Annotated in this window: 11 protein-coding genes and 1 pseudogene; 7 read left to right on the forward strand and 5 right to left on the reverse strand. The window is 57.7% G+C overall.

Annotated features, from left to right (window positions below; translation table 11 throughout):
• Positions 1-48: 48 nt before the first annotated feature.
• Positions 49-915, reverse strand: a complete 867-nt coding sequence (locus tag ACV1FX_RS21220) for a radical SAM/SPASM domain-containing protein (RefSeq protein ID WP_473119502.1) — start codon at positions 913-915, stop codon at positions 49-51.
• 1,409 nt (positions 916-2,324) lie between these two features.
• Between ACV1FX_RS21220 and ACV1FX_RS21225 the strand changes: the two genes are divergently transcribed.
• On the forward strand, positions 2,325-2,969 hold the full coding sequence (locus ACV1FX_RS21225) for a YopT-type cysteine protease domain-containing protein (RefSeq protein ID WP_473119547.1): 645 nt from the start codon (positions 2,325-2,327) through the stop codon (positions 2,967-2,969).
• A gap of 1,108 nt (positions 2,970-4,077) precedes the next feature.
• Here the strand turns inward: ACV1FX_RS21225 and ACV1FX_RS21230 are convergent.
• Positions 4,078-4,935 (reverse strand): host specificity protein, encoded by an 858-nt coding sequence (locus tag ACV1FX_RS21230; protein ID WP_473119503.1) that lies wholly within the window; start codon positions 4,933-4,935, stop codon positions 4,078-4,080.
• 715 nt (positions 4,936-5,650) lie between these two features.
• Positions 5,651-6,145 (reverse strand): GNAT family N-acetyltransferase, encoded by a 495-nt coding sequence (locus tag ACV1FX_RS21235; RefSeq protein WP_473119504.1) that lies wholly within the window; start codon positions 6,143-6,145, stop codon positions 5,651-5,653.
• 440 nt (positions 6,146-6,585) lie between these two features.
• On the opposite strand from ACV1FX_RS21235, the pseudogene ACV1FX_RS21240 reads away from it, so the two are divergent.
• Both ACV1FX_RS21240 and ACV1FX_RS21245 read left to right on the forward strand, forming a co-directional pair.
• Positions 6,586-6,750, forward strand: a pseudogene (locus tag ACV1FX_RS21240) (helix-turn-helix domain-containing protein); the annotation flags it as partial.
• Between the two features lie 412 nt (positions 6,751-7,162).
• Positions 7,163-9,820 (forward strand): PAS domain S-box protein, encoded by a 2,658-nt coding sequence (locus ACV1FX_RS21245; RefSeq protein WP_473119505.1) that lies wholly within the window; start codon positions 7,163-7,165, stop codon positions 9,818-9,820.
• A gap of 175 nt (positions 9,821-9,995) precedes the next feature.
• Here the strand turns inward: ACV1FX_RS21245 and ACV1FX_RS21250 are convergent, their stop codons facing one another.
• On the reverse strand, positions 9,996-11,588 hold the full coding sequence (locus ACV1FX_RS21250; RefSeq protein ID WP_473119506.1) for an HrpF/NolX family T3SS translocon protein: 1,593 nt from the start codon (positions 11,586-11,588) through the stop codon (positions 9,996-9,998).
• A 181-nt stretch (positions 11,589-11,769) separates the two neighbouring features.
• The gene (locus ACV1FX_RS21255; protein ID WP_473119507.1) at positions 11,770-12,135 is read right to left on the reverse strand and encodes a hypothetical protein; all 366 of its coding nucleotides are present in this window, start codon (positions 12,133-12,135) and stop codon (positions 11,770-11,772) included.
• Between the two features lie 310 nt (positions 12,136-12,445).
• On the opposite strand from ACV1FX_RS21255, the gene ACV1FX_RS21260 reads away from it, so the two are divergent.
• From ACV1FX_RS21260 to ACV1FX_RS21275, 4 genes are all read left to right on the forward strand, one after another.
• The gene (locus ACV1FX_RS21260; RefSeq protein WP_473119508.1) at positions 12,446-12,637 is read left to right on the forward strand and encodes a hypothetical protein; all 192 of its coding nucleotides are present in this window, start codon (positions 12,446-12,448) and stop codon (positions 12,635-12,637) included.
• A 70-nt stretch (positions 12,638-12,707) separates the two neighbouring features.
• The gene (locus ACV1FX_RS21265; RefSeq protein WP_473119509.1) at positions 12,708-13,004 is read left to right on the forward strand and encodes a hypothetical protein; all 297 of its coding nucleotides are present in this window, start codon (positions 12,708-12,710) and stop codon (positions 13,002-13,004) included.
• Between the two features lie 125 nt (positions 13,005-13,129).
• Positions 13,130-14,023, forward strand: coding sequence for a SctD/MshK family protein (locus tag ACV1FX_RS21270; protein WP_473119510.1), 894 nt, complete (start codon positions 13,130-13,132; stop codon positions 14,021-14,023).
• A 36-nt stretch (positions 14,024-14,059) separates the two neighbouring features.
• Positions 14,060-14,599 carry a hypothetical protein gene (locus tag ACV1FX_RS21275; RefSeq protein WP_473119511.1) on the forward strand — a complete coding sequence of 180 codons (540 nt, stop codon included), beginning with the start codon at positions 14,060-14,062 and terminating at the stop codon, positions 14,597-14,599.

Consider the following 14,599-nt stretch of genomic DNA (forward strand, 5'->3'; position numbering starts at 1 on the left):
CCTTCGCGCGAGGTGTGCGCCAGGGCAGGGCGTCGGTTCCCTCACAAATCAGCATGCCGATGCCGTTGGCTTAGCGAATTCACATATCCGGCAGAGAAGAAAACCGTCCCCCCCGTTCATGCGATCGACAATCTTGCGAAAAGTCGGTCCTTTGAAGAGATCTTGATATTCATCGTGGAGGAGATTGCCCAGGATGTGGCGTCGCTCAAAATCCATGCAGCAAAGGGTGACGTCGCCGTTTGGGAGAAGAACATTACGATGTTCTCGTTCGTCGACACATGTTAGTGCCCCGGCGATCGGCTGTCGTGCCTCAACGATCTTTGGATCGACGCTTCCGCCCCTGCTGCTCAGCGGACGCGAACGAACCAGCGCTTCCTCGGGGATTATGTCGACAAGCTCGGGATGAACCTCACCCATGACTATGAACAGCATCGATGGAATGTCTGCGTCGACCAGTTGACGCATCAAATCGACATACTTGCGCCTGACCAGGCGACTGTTCATGTAGGTGCCGTCATCAAACACGTGCACCAGGAAAACTCGGAATTGCAGCGCTTGCAAGCGTCGTAAATTCCGTTCGTTCATTCCTGCGAGTGTCGTGAAAATTCGGATGCCATGGCCAGCTGCGTAGGCATGCTCAACCATTTCGGTGCAAGCCGGATTGAGCCAGGGCTCTGAGTACCCGGCAAAGCTGATGTCGACAGCTGCCGGTACGTGCGAAAGGCACCTCTTGAAATCTTCGAGACGAAGATGCTTTGCGCGGGACACGGCTCTTTGCCGTTCGGCGAACTTGTCCTGAGGACAATAAGAACATCCGACGACGCAGCCCGTTGTCGTCGTTATCTCCAAGACCCTGCCGCCAATTGGGATTGCAGCGCGCAGGTTCTGTATATTCTCCGGGTATGATTCAACCATTTGCAGGGTTCTCCGGAATGGCCGGAACAAAGAGCGTTCCGACGCAGGACCGCCGATTTGTGTTCTTCATGAGGGCTTACTCATGCATGTTCTCGGTCGTGCATGCTCTCGGATGACTGAGCGATAAAGGCGACACAGCCCACGACGAAATGATGGTTGGATCGAGATATCCCACCTCGTGTGGCTTTCCTTGCGCCCATCCAGTTGAAATCCCGGCAGGGGCACGGATCTGCCGGAGCAAGCGCGCCGAGCCCTGGACCAACTTTATCGTCGATATTTCTGCGAGTTCGGTAACCGCCGGCGCAAAATCCACTCCCCAATACGCCGGCATTGGTCATTGTTCTCTCAGGTCTCTCACCTCTTGCGATAGAAGTTGGCCATACCATTGAAGCTCGCACCAGTGGGCAGTCAATCGGCTGAATTGTCACAACCAGCGTTGGTCCGGGTTCATGCGATTAAGATCGTACAATGTAACGTCACGTACGATTCAAGCTCTCTCGAAAGGAGCGGAATCGAACGCGCACTCGATCCATTTAGCCTGACGACTTCGCCGTTGGTACGGCGCTCGACAACGATGAATAGACCCTGGTGGGCCTGATTGCATCTTCTGGACTGAACCATAATCCGGTGATGAGACGACCCTTGCAGGTATCAGACTTCATGCACCTATCAGCGTGGCGCAATTGCAAGAGTTCGCGCGCATCATGAGGCGCTTCGTTGAATTTTCCGACTCCCGCTAGCTTGCTCGCCGAAGAAGCGGCGGATGATGCGCTTCAAATCGACACGAAAAGTACAGTGCTTTCTTTCTATCTACGATCCATCGCGAACCTGATTTGCCATCGCTTGATTGCAAGCACCTATCGAGATCCCAGGGATCGTCTGCCTGACATGGGCCGCCATCACCACGGGTCGCGCTCGCTGCCTATATACGATGCTGCTGCCGTCCAAGCTCCGTCGGATGCCCGGTCGCGCGACAATACCCGGCTTCAGGCTCTGTCTTCGTCATGCTCTGTTAAGCTGAGCAACGCCTGCCGGTCAGCTTGGGATCAGCTTGTCTGAGTATCATTCGCAGCCGGACCTAAGCAGCCCGAGTTCTCTGCGAAGAGACTTGACGCCAAAGGGAAGCGAAAATCGCCATGCACAATCGAATCAGTGGCCCATCCACATTCCTCAACCATGCTCACGAGCCGACTCAGTCGATGGACAGCGACCGCTTTCGGCAAACATTGGCGGGCATGTCGTCCCGATCGGTGGCAGATCCCCATGCAACTTTGTCTTCGGCGCCAACACGGCCGTATTCGCTCGTTTCCCAACCTCCTGTCATGGAATTCGACAGGCTGCCATTTGGCAGAAACAGGCAAAATCTCACCTCGCGGAGGAGGCTGCCACCTGGGGAGTTGCCCGACAAAATGGGGTGCTGCGTCAGCACGCCACAGGCCACGGATGCACATGATCCCGGTACATCCTCTACGGCGAGGCCGATCACCCCCCTGTTCGACTACAGGACGGCCGAATTGCACGAGGCAAATGTAGACGGCATCTGCGTCGGGTTGACTGCGGAGTGGCTCCGCAATCTCCACAACAGCCCATCAACTCGAATGAGTGCGCTAACACCCGGATCACAAATGTACTATTCAGCGGCTGAGCGGCAGGAGGAGTATCAAGACGGCAAGGACCAGTTGCGACTCGAGGGATTAGGAGATTCTCAGGCAGACTTAGAGGCACAAAACAGCATGTTTCGGCGAGCAGGCCTGAGACCATCCGGAAAGGAGAAGGTCTACCAATTCGGCGAGCATTCGAGCGTCTCGCGCATGCTTGGGAAGATCACCAACGACGGATCGGAGTATTTGCTCACTTTGTATTTCGCCGAAGGAGGCTCACACACAGTTGCAACAGCGGCGCAGGGTGGAAGAACCACACTCTTTGATCCAAACTATGGAGAATTTACTGTTCAGTCAGAGGAGATGGAGGACTTGTTCCAAAGCCTCGCCAATCGTTACAGGGACCCCAACGGGCGGCATTTGACGACAGTCACCACACAGAAAATGGAATGAGTCGGGCCTGCAAGCTCGTGGCATGTTCTGCGTGGTGACAACCACGGCACAGCCTCGTTCCGTCAAAAATGCGGCAATCGACTCCGTGCGTACATCACGGCTGCCGGTTGCGGAAGGCCGAACCCTAGGCGTCGGGTGAGAGGCGGCGCTGGCTGCGAGCTTGAGCGGTGCGAATGGGGTAGCCGGTTCGGGCAATTATGAGTGTGCGCGGGTGACCTCGTGGCGGAGGACGCGTCGGCTGTCATCGTTGACCGGCGCCTTTGTGCCATGCCGAGCTAAGCGCCCACGCGTGGGGGCCTCTCCACGCGTGGGTTCCTTTTGGGCGTCGTCACTTTCCATTGGGCAGTGAAGTACTCAGCTGGCTCGGCCTAAAAGCGATCAGCATCTCGTTGTCGCGCAGCGCCCGGAGGTGGTAAGCGTATTGCGGCTATGCGTCGGCTGCCCTTCTGTTGCGGGTGTCCGGACGGAAATTCCATGGCGGGGTCATGTGGCCGATCACGGCTCGATGGGCTGAGCTCGCGCTTGCCCTCGTCGGACAAGCGGGAGAGGTGCTTGAGCAGCAGCCCGATGACGAACCGTCTCTCGATCCCCCGGCCGGCCCTTCTGGCCGTAGACGGTGCGATCTCGCGATCGACCCAGTCCCAGTCGGTCTTGCCGCCAAGCTGCGCCGGCACATGCTTGATATCGATGATCTGATGCAGCCTGCCCCGAAACCGATCACCTTCCAGTCGTCTTCGATTGCTTCGGTTGCATCACTTCCGTTGCGACGACGGAATCACGATTGCTGATTCGAGGCTATCTTGAGTTCGAGGCTATCTTGAGAATGGACTTGCAGGCTTTCGAGGCGTCAACTCTCGAAAGCCCGCAATCTCAAACCCACCAGCGCGCCAAAAACCGAATCCCGCTCAGCGGTTTTTCGCACTCTTCTCACGGACGACGCATTATGCGAAGCCATCGATGCGCGCGATCTTACATCGTCACAAGTGATGGCATCTGCCACTCGCTGGGGGCTCGCACCACCACCGCTTAAACGACGAGATAGCAACGACGAGATAGCAATCACGTTCAGGTACGACCTCGTCGTTGCGACCCACTTCACGGGCAATACTCAGCCCAATCTAAGAGCGCGCTCAAGATACCAAGAAGGGTCATCGCCAGACGAGTCTGTCTCTATGCTTGCCTCACTCGAATACGCCTCGACACCTGCTTCAGTATCGCCATCACCGCCTTCGGCCTTTGAAAGATACAGTGCAGGTTTGTCTGACCGCTGCCATTCATCGTCAGCGTTCTTCGTCCACTTTTCGGGATGCTGGGTCGGATCAAGAACCCAGTAATTGCCACCCATATGAACAAACCCCATCTCCGCTAGACGGGGTTCCACGCCTGTTAAGGCAGGACGTGACATGACCAACGGCTGATCGCCGTCTTGCCGAAGTTGATGTTCCAGCAGAATATCGCCTGCGTTCTCGACAAGCGGATGGCTAAGCCGAAGATCTACAACGGACGTGAACTCATTGCGTCCGAATTGTTGCTGAAGCCGGTCCCCTCTAACGCGAACGGGGCCTCCTGCTCTTAGAAGCCCAACAGTTGTGTCGCCCAATCGATAGCGGAAAAATTTTGCCTCCCTCTTAGGATTCTCTTGCGTGCTGGCGTAGCCTCTCGCGACCATTGCCGCGCGCTCAGCTTTTGTGGATACAAAATCCGAGTACTCTTGTGGATTATCGGCGATGTGTTTGATGTCGTCGCCGAAAAATTCCCTCACTTCTCTGTCGAAGGTATCTCTTTGGATCTCCTCAATGGGTGGGGTGGAAACGAGAGAGTATGGCCGCGTGTTGGCCGACGACGAACTGCCTGGCTCCATGCCTGCAAGGGTTCCCTCAAAGCGCTGGCTATCGCCTGACTCCTCTGATTCATCAGTCCGGCTAGCGCCTGCGGATTGGCTGGCTGAAATGCTGTGGCCATACATCAGATTCTCGCTCCTATTGGCAGATTTGTTACTACGGAGCTCTTGGGAGCTCTTGCCGTTCAAGCTTCGTGGACCAATACAACCTCCAGCTGACTGTAATCTGACACACGCAGACGTCACGCATCTGTCCCCGCAGTTGCGGACCAGCTATCGCGATCGTGGCAACACGCACGACTCGAGCATCTCACCTCATCAGCGAGTGTAAGATCGCCAAGAACACGATGATGATGTCATCACCAGCAATACGAGTAGGCTTGGACGCAATCGAGTTTTTGACGTCAGGCCCGTCCTAATCACGCAAGCGTACCGTTGCTTGTTCGTCTGAGCGGAGGGTGTGTCGCATGGCAGCCGATGAACCAGCCCGACCGACCGCCCAACGATGTAGATCTGCTCCATCAGATCTGCGTTACTTATTGAGCCGTCGTTCCGAACCGCCCCGTTGACCAAGACAGCACATGTCCAGGTTGGCGTTTGGCGAACCTCAGGGGCCATCCGCTGCATGACAGAGCTGAACAGTTGGCCGCCCGGTCCAGCAGGATTGCGCATCCATCCATGCCCTCAGGGCTCTCGGCTCTGGATTCTGAGATGTTCGACGTTCCGAGCCGATCAATGCCGGTCAATCTGCGCGCCGGCTCGAAACCTCTGACGGAGTGACAGGTGCATCAACTGGCGATTGCCGCGCACGATCCGCGGCTTGAACAGTACCCGCTGCAGATCATGTTAGTTCAAGGACCATATACTTTGCCCGTGCGTCATAGCTTGCGAGCTTCTGGTTCAAATCCGCGTCATCGAGCGTCCGGAACCCGTGCCTCTCCCAGAACTTCGCTGAATTGCTGACAGCGACCAGCGAGAGGTTGGGAAAGCCGGCCTTTGTCGCGTATCTGACCAGCTTAAGCACGACCTCGGACGCCGCACCGTTGCTGCGCGCTTCCGGCAACAACGCGATGTCGTGAATATAGTAGGTCGATGCCGGCTCGGGCACGGCGCCCACAAACACATTCAGCGCGGGAGGGTTCTTCAAGTGCCAAGGATGGCTGACGATATAGCCGGCCAGGCCGTCCCGCGGGCGCTCAAGCACAAAACATCCCTCAGGGTACAGCTCCAGCCGCTCGGAGAAAACGACCTCATCCTCTGGGTAGTTCAGGTGGACGCGATCTGCGATGGCGCGAACTTCAGGAAGATGGTCCGGCTCCATCGCTTGCCACGGCATGCAAAAGTACTTTCAGTGAACCTTTAGACAACCACTAGCACCAAAATCCTGTCCAGGACAGACCGGGTCCGGCGCTAAGCTACTCAAACCGTGTAACAACTGTGTTCTCTTCTTGATCGATTTGGGTCGTGTCGGACTGGCCGTGGCGGGAGTGATAGAGGCATCGGACTTAGCCAATGAGTGCCCTAGGGCAAGCCCCACGTGCAGAACTGCTCAACGTCGGGGAAACATTCACGGCAATCCCGAGCCAAGCCTCCCAGGGGCAAGGGTCTAGCTGGATTCGCAGTAGATTCGCGTCGCTGTGCCAAGGATGGAGGCAAGCAGCGACGGAGACCCCAATGGCGGTCCAGCAACTTGCCCTCCGATACTGAGCGACCACGAGCGCGCCGGACCGACGTCGCTGACGATGCGGCGGAACGGCGCAGGCGCGGGCTCTAAGAGTCCGGATCGTGCTGACCTGTGCGGAAGGAGGTCAGAACACGGAAGTGGCAGCCAAGCTGGGGCTGGACCGGCAGACCGTAGGCAAGTGGCGGCGGCGTTTTATGGAGCAGCGCGTTGGCTGGACTGCACGACGAGCCGCGCTCCGGCGCGCCGCGCACGATTGACGATGCCCGCATCGAAGCCGTGATCGTGAGAACGTTGGAGAGTTGCCCTGAGAACGCTACTCATCGGAGCTCTCGCGACATGGCGAAGACCCGCGGCCATGCATCGGATCAACCGCGATTGGATTCGACCCTTCTGCCGGCTCCGAGGCAATCCGGCTGCAGCATCGGGCTTCTACCATCGCGGAGAAAGGCAAGCGGCGTGAATACCAAGACTTAATTGTCCGATGAGAGCGTTCGATATTAATAGGTTTAAGAGAACTATACGAAGGTTTGTAATACGCCTTCCTTCGGCTGTGCTGTTCAGTCGCCGATCTCGAAACCGCTCAGGAGCACCTATCGGGGTCGAAATGAATTGCTGTATTTTTACTCAATTGTTAACCTCTCCCGCTCGAAGGGCCGGACCGCTACAAGCATGTCTAACCAGCTCACCACGTTCGGACGTTCAGCGATGCAGCTGGTTTTCGGAAGCGTTACGCTAGCGGCGGTGACGCTCATGTCCTTGTATATTCACAGCCCTTTCGCAGCGACGGCGTTCGCCTATCTCGTTGTGATATTGCTGTTTTCGCTAGTGGGCGGCTTCATCGCATCGTCAGTGCTTTCTATCGGCGCCGTCGCTGCGTTAGCCTACTTGTTTGCGCCCCAAACGTTCAGTCTCCGGATCGATGACCCTCAGGACCTTTTGGTGATTGTCACCTTTCTAACCGCCTCAATTGTCGGAACGCACCTGATCGGAAAAGTCCGCCACGAAAGGGAGGCTGCGCGTGAGGCCGTAGCCAAGCTACGGCACAGAGCGGCCGATCTGCATGACCGCGAGAAACGCTGGCGTGCAATCTTTGAGCATAATCCAGTCATGTACTTCATGGTCGATGAAGCCGGAACGGTCCTCAACGTCAATACTTTCGGCGCGACTCAACTCGGCTATGCTCCTGCGGAGCTGGTCGGCCTATCCGTGCTGAATGTCTTTCTGAAATTAGATCGTGAGGTCGTTCGCAGACGCATCGGGCAGTGTCTTACAAATATCGGCCAATCGCACACCTGGGACATCCAGAAGATCAGGAAGGACGGTTCGGTGCTGTGGGTGCGCGAAAACGCCAAGGCCATGCTGTGGGCCGATGACACGCCCATCGTCCTCATTGCTTGCGAAGATATCACCGAGCAGAAGCGGACTGAACTTGCTCTGCAGCGGAGTGAAGCCTATTTGGCCCAGGCGCAGGAATTGAGCCATACTGGCAGCTTCGGCTGGAACGTCGCCACCGGCGAGGTCTTTTGGTCTAAGGAGGTTTTTCGGATTTTCCAATACGATCCGGAGACGAAAGTGACACCGCAACACGTCCTTAACCGCGTCCACCCAGAAGATAAGGCTGCCGTCCAAGAGACGCTAGATCGAGCGTTTCAAGGCCAGGATTTCGAGCATGAATACCGACTGCAGATGCCCGACGGGTTGGTAAAGCACATTCACACGCTGGCACGGGCCACGAAAACCGCGTCTGGCGATATCGAGTTCGTCGGGGCGGCGACGGACATCACGGCAGCCAAGCAGACGGAACAGCAGTTGCGCCGTAGCGAGGCCTATCTGGCCGACGCGCAGCAGCTCAGTCGCACGGGCACTTGGTCCTGGGACTGCCGTCGTCACTGTTTTGCGTATCGCTCCGCCGAAGTCAGTCGTCTGTTTGGCTTCGATCCGGACGAGCCTGTATCGCTTGAGGCCATTCGGTCGCGTATTCATCCAGATGACTTGGCGCAGCAGCAGGAAGTGCAGCGTCAGGCTATCGAACAGAAGGCAGGTAACTTCGAGTATGATTTCCGAATCCGTCTTCCCGATGGCACGATAAGGCACATACACTCAGTTGCGCACGCTGTGTTGGGAAGCGATGGCGACACCGTCGAACTCATCGGAACGCATATGGATGTCACCGAGCAACACGCAGCCAGGGAACGGTTGGAAAACACCCTTGCCGCGCTGCGTGAGAGCGAGCAGCGCTTTCGTGACTACGCCGAAACTGCTTCCGACTGGCTCTGGGAGACCGGGCCGGACCACTTGGTCACCCACTTATCGGAGCACGCCAGCGCTACGGGCATCATGGCCACACGGCTCATCGGCTTGCCTCGCTGGGAAATTGCGTGCGACGTCGAAGAAGACCCCGAGAAGTGGCGGCAGCATCGGGCGACGCTAGACGCACATCTGCCATTTCGCGATCTGATCTATCGCGCCGTCAATAGGACCGGGACTCCGATCTACGTCCGGACCAGCGGCAAGCCGTTTTTTGATGTAAGCGGCAACTTTCTCGGCTACCGAGGCGTCAGCACCGACATCACCGCGAAGATCCGCGCAGATCAGGCCGAACAAGAGCTGCGGAAGGCACAGGCGGATCTTGCGCATGTATCGCGCGTGACGACGCTGGGGGAACTAACAGCCTCCATCGCCCACGAAGTAAACCAGCCGCTCTCCGCCATTGTCAGCAACGCCGATGCGTGCCTCGCTTGGATGGGGCACGAAATTCCTGAGCTTTCCGCCGCGCGCAGATCGGTGGAGTGGATCGTCAAAGACGCGATCCGGGCAAGCGAGGTGATCCGCAGGGTCCGCGCGCTTGCGAAGAAAGGTGAGATCGAGATGGTCTCGCTCGATATCAATGACGTCGTTAAGGAGGCCATCACGTTGGTGACACGTGAGCTGGTCAATCAGCAAGTGACCTTGCGAACCGAGTTGACCCCAATGCTTCCCACGATTCTTGGTGACCGGATTCAGCTGCAACAGGTGATCATCAATCTGGTGACGAACGGGATCGAGGCCATGCAAGCGGTTGACGATCGAGCGCGCGGACTGGTGATCCAATCATCCAGAGACGGTGAGGGGCGCGTGCAGCTCTCCGTGACCGATTGCGGCGCCGGGATCGCTGAGGAAGATTGGGATCGCATCTTAGATCCGTTCTTCACCACCAAAACGAGCGGCCTTGGAATGGGTCTCTCGATCTGTCGTTCGATCGTGGAAGCTCACGGAGGGCGCCTGGCAATCGTCCGCAACCAAGGGCCGGGCGCGACCTTTCAATTTGCCCTGCCGATCGTCTCGTGACGAGACGCTTTGACGCGCTCGCGAAAGCAGGAAGGTCGATGGGTCGACAAGTGCGATCGTCTTCATGATCGGGGAGACGCCTCGATGCGTCATTCGGATGTTGGAAGAGTTGATGCAAGGTCATGGCTGGTTTCGGTGTGTTTCCCGATGGCGACGATGGTCATTCAAGGCCGACTTACGCCGGCTCGGTTTCAAGCCTCGTCTTCAGGTCGTCCAAATAGTTGTCCGCATAGGATTGCGCCTGCGAGACCGTCAGGTCGATTCCGGTCGTCGCGGCCCCTTCCATCACTGTCTTCATTAGCCCTTCGCGCATCGCGATTTTGACCTCGGGCCCAGAGATGCAGCCAACGGCCTGCGCCGCGACGTTGAGGCCAGCTTCTTCGAGCGCTTGCTTCATATTGCCCCCGCTAATGGCGGTGTGCAAAAGGTTCGCTGCTTGCGACTCGCACTCGATCACCATTGATGCGGCATCGGCCAGTTCGCCCAGCCCCGGAATGAAACCGAGCAAACCGACCGCCGTGGCGGTCCAATCAAGCACCTTCGAGCCCACATTGGCCACGCCGTCGAGCGCATGCATGAAGGCCCCGCCGTTCTTCTTCTGAGACTTGATGTCGGGCTGGTCGACCACGCCTGCCATCATGTCCGCGACAGCGCTCTGATCGGCAACGGTCTTGGGGAGGTGGGTCTTTGTCTGCTGGACGGTGTGGTTCGCAGCCGACATGTTGCTGTAGAAGTGCGTAAAGTCGTTGCTGCTGATATTGCCGGAATCGACCGTATGCCCGCCGCCGAAGTCGAAGAACTTGTGATGGGTCTTGTAGCCCGTAATCGAATTGTTTAGCAGGCCGAACAACACGGGATCCGAGAGCAGCTGTGACGCCGCTTGTCGTACCTTCGGGTCGAGAGTTTTGTCGCCCACCATGCTGGCCAACTTCTCTCGTGTCAGGACGCCGCCCCCGAAGAAGGCATTCTGATTCTTGTTGATCGTGCCGAGCGTGTCGAGCTCGCTTTGCGAGAGGTTCATCGACGACGAGGCGACTTGCAGGAAGTCTTCCTTGTGGACTTTATCGATCGCACCACCGTACAACTGCTTCCAGTTGTCCGGATGATCGAGGAAGTATTGGGCCGCGGCGATCACCTGGGGCGGACACTTGTCGGTTTTGGCGTTGCCGTCGACGATCCCCTTGAAATCGTCCAGGCTCAAATTCTTGGGCAGATAGTCAGAATACTTGTACAGCTCGCGCAATGCATCACACAAGGTCATGACCGACGGTTGTCCATTCCCGGTGCCGTCGGATGGAATATAGTTCTGCTCGTAGCTGTGCGCCTGCTGCTCCTGGAATGTAGCAACCTGCGAGTGGTTGTCGGAAAACTCTGACAGATCCTTCTCCTTGATCTTGCCTCCGCAGCGGCCGTCGCCTTGGGAGCCAATCGCGTAGAAGAGCTCTGGGTCGCGCCGCAATCCGTTGATCGCCTCCTTCAGATCCGGGGGCGTCGACGGATCGTTGGCCTTGTCTGCCAGCGAGTCCCAGCTGAGCGGGCATTGATCCTTGTGCCGGTTCAGCACTGCCACGATCTGCAGCTCTGCATTGGTCAGCGTGCCGCCATTCCACGTGATCCTCGAGCTTGGCACCGGAGCGGTCGGAAGGTCAGCTGCAGGCTCAGCCGTCGCCGATGTGCCGTTTGAGGAGGGAAGGGGCTCGCCCCGCTCCATTGCCTCGATCGCCGCCTTCACATGCGCGGGCAGGTGGTCGAGCGGATCCTCTGGCATAGGCAGCTTTGGGTGCAGTAGGTCCGGTGACGGGGGGGGCGCGTCGGCTTGCTCGTCCCGCGCGCAAACGGACACCATTGCCTCGAATGTCGAAGGTTCCCCTTGCCGAATCTGGTCGGGCGTGTGCGCGGAAGGTCCTAACGCCGACAGAGCTGGATTTGCGCTGGCTGGTAGCGAAGAGTTATTGAGCTGCATGTGAGTACATTTCCATTGCGGTCAGCGGGCGGGATCGGCGGTTAGAGATCGCGGCGACGTGATAGGCGCGCAAGCTTTCGAAAAGCTGACGAGTCTCAGAACCAAAAGAAGGCTTGCGCAGAGCCGCGCGACGCGACCATCTTGATTTCTCCAGGCGGCGCTGAGTCTTCGTCTCCGGCCCAGCACATGCGGCATGACGCTCTCCTGATGTCGCATGCTGGAAGAATAAGGCCCCTCCGGCCGTCCAGTTGCGAATGACCATCGTCGAGGAGCCGCAAACATCATCATCACCGAGCCTCGCGTCGGCATTTCCGACTGCGCGTGGTTGCGTCTGCGCCTCGCGATTCACCATCGCGCGTGCGATCCACGAGTATAACGATATGCGAGTATGGCAATGTGTGAGTGGATCGAGCGAAGTCTGTCGGGCGCTCGTCGGAGATGTTGTAGAGCTTAAGAGGCGCGGCCGAGAACGCGCGCGGTTGCGGATCTCGCATGCACCCGCGAATCCGTCCTCTCACCTTGGCGGCGAGGTTGAATGAGATAGTTTACCGATCCGTCCTTCGACGTCAGCTTCTCGACAGCTAATCCCGTTAGCGTAAGCAACGTGGATCGCTCGGTAGGTGATGCCACCTTTCCGATGGAACTAAAATGAGAGGCACCAGATGGCCGGCGCAATCGAAAGCGTGACTCATGCCAATTCTGATAGCGACAGCTCGCTGTCCGCAGCTGATCGTCAAAACTTAGAATCGGCTTTTGGTTCGGTTCTTAACATGGTCGCGATCCAGTCTGTGGAGCGAAACATGTCAAAGTTTCACGAGACTGTGGCTGAAACAGAAGAGGACGAGGATTCTTGATGTCGAAGTGTCCGACGTCAAGGGTGCGTCGCCAATCGTGGCGGCAGATTCAAACAGAAGGTGAAACGATATGTCGAAAGTAACTGCTCCTAGCTCTGGAGCTAGCCACGAACTGAACAATGAGAGCAAGGTCGCAAACAAGCCCGGGGGCTCCGGTAGCAATGTCAACGCGCCTGGCATCGGATCGGCTGCATCGGGTGCCGGGGCTGTGCTTGATAGTGTTGGTAGCGCGGCAACCTTCGAGGCGCTGATCGCGCAGTTGAAGGCTGTTAATCAGCAAGCCATGGTCCAGGACATGCGGTTGCGTGCGCTGTCGACTGAGCTATCGAGCGAGAAGAAGGCGGCGAGCGAGCGGGCCAGCGGGTGAGCCTGGAAAGCGGGGCGAGTGCTCGCTCCGCTTTTTCCGCCGTGGCGACGATGTTAAGTCGTGCGGCCTGGAAATGAGTCGTGCAGCAATCACCTGCGCGTGCTCTTTGGTTCGGAGGATTGTCTGTGAATGAGGCTGCTGCCTCCCTACATTTCGAGGTGCTATCGGGGCTTTATGCCGGACTAAGCGGGAAGGCTGCTGCCGCAACGAGCCTTATCGGTAGTGGCCTCGACGCAGATATGGTCTTCGTCGAACAAGGGCTTGAGCCGCATCACCTTCGTATCGCGCTTGTTGGGAATTCAATCGAGATTGAGGCTCTTGCAGCCGTAAGCGCCAAAGAGGGCGAAGAGGATATCGCCGCAGGTGGGCGCGTTGTCCTTCCTCTTCCCGCCGTCGTTTGTGCGGGTGCGATGTCTATTCGCTGGTCGATCCAGAACACAGTTGAGGCGCGTTCGATCAGCCTATCGCGTGCTTCGATCTTGGCGCTCGCCATCGTACTGCTCGCCTTTCTTGGTCTAGGCGCTCTCTCGACCATATTCTTCAAGGCCAGCGGAAGTGCACCGAGCACCGTTGCGTCGCCTGCCGCCGAGCCTGTACCCAAGCTGGGCTTGAACAGACCTGATGATCGGCGAGCTCAGGCCGCAGCCGAAGTGCTGAAACAGGAAGTTGATAGGGCCGGCCTGCTCGATATCAGGGTCGGTTCGGGGCCGGGTTTTGTGAGCGCTGAGGGAACAGTAACGCCTGCAGCGGTTACGAAATGGCAGGAGCTCCAGCAATGGTTTGATGGTCGTACAAACGGTGCAGTGGCATTGGTGAACGGAGTCGTGGTCAAGGAGGACAAGCAGCCATCCTCAATCGCTGTCGAAGCTGTTTGGCGCGGAACCGAGCCCTATCTTCTTATCGGTGGACAGAAGTATTTCGTCGGAGCTCTGTTGGCCGACGGATGGGCGGTCAATCGAATCGAGGAGGGGCGCGTGCTGCTAAGCCGCAATGGCCGTTTTGCTGCCATCCCCTATTAGACCTTCCGGGCTCGAAGGAAAAATAAGGAGAGCGTCATGTCAAAGCTGTCCCACTACGATGTCGGGCCTAGCAGTGTTTCGCAGCAACCAAACGAGGACTATCCTGCGCCGCTCATCGGGCCGACCACACGCCAACCAAATAAGGTTGAGATCGACGGTGCTTGCACTGATGGTGAGAAGGAGCCGGCGTCGATCTGGCGCGAGCTGAACGCATCGTATAATCCGCCGGATGTAGCAATAAAAGCCATAGGGGAGGCCAAAGATATTGATGCAGTCGGGCGCGTCAGTCTTAACGAGATACGCACTCGCAATTATGAGATCGAGCCGCCCGCGGTGGCGGCGTCGCTCTATGGGCGCGATATCGCGCATGATCTGCTCTCCTTCGTCACGCCAAGGCTGCGTCATCCGGACATGCTGCGGGCAGAGCGGTATGGCATTCTTCTGGAACGTCTCGTCCATAAGCTGGCGGCCGCGCCTGCGGATTCGACGGCGCACGAAGGTGTCGTCGTCCTGCAGCAGGGACTGCAGTGGCTGGCGCTGCTTCGGCAAAACCGGAACAGCTTGATCGAAGTCTAA

Source organism: Bradyrhizobium ingae (assembly GCF_055791185.1).

Coding starts and splice junctions, on each gene's coding strand:
- ACV1FX_RS21275 (WP_473119511.1), top strand. CDS start 14,060: ATGTCAAAGCTGTCCCACTACGATGTCGGGCCTAGCAGTGTTTCGCAG.
- ACV1FX_RS21235 (WP_473119504.1), bottom strand. CDS start 6,145: ATGCCGTGGCAAGCGATGGAGCCGGACCATCTTCCTGAAGTTCGCGCC.
- ACV1FX_RS21255 (WP_473119507.1), bottom strand. CDS start 12,135: ATGGTGAATCGCGAGGCGCAGACGCAACCACGCGCAGTCGGAAATGCC.
- ACV1FX_RS21225 (WP_473119547.1), top strand. CDS start 2,325: ATGGGGTGCTGCGTCAGCACGCCACAGGCCACGGATGCACATGATCCC.
- ACV1FX_RS21220 (WP_473119502.1), bottom strand. CDS start 915: ATGGTTGAATCATACCCGGAGAATATACAGAACCTGCGCGCTGCAATC.
- ACV1FX_RS21230 (WP_473119503.1), bottom strand. CDS start 4,935: ATGTATGGCCACAGCATTTCAGCCAGCCAATCCGCAGGCGCTAGCCGG.
- ACV1FX_RS21260 (WP_473119508.1), top strand. CDS start 12,446: ATGGCCGGCGCAATCGAAAGCGTGACTCATGCCAATTCTGATAGCGAC.
- ACV1FX_RS21245 (WP_473119505.1), top strand. CDS start 7,163: ATGTCTAACCAGCTCACCACGTTCGGACGTTCAGCGATGCAGCTGGTT.
- ACV1FX_RS21265 (WP_473119509.1), top strand. CDS start 12,708: ATGTCGAAAGTAACTGCTCCTAGCTCTGGAGCTAGCCACGAACTGAAC.
- ACV1FX_RS21250 (WP_473119506.1), bottom strand. CDS start 11,588: ATGCCAGAGGATCCGCTCGACCACCTGCCCGCGCATGTGAAGGCGGCG.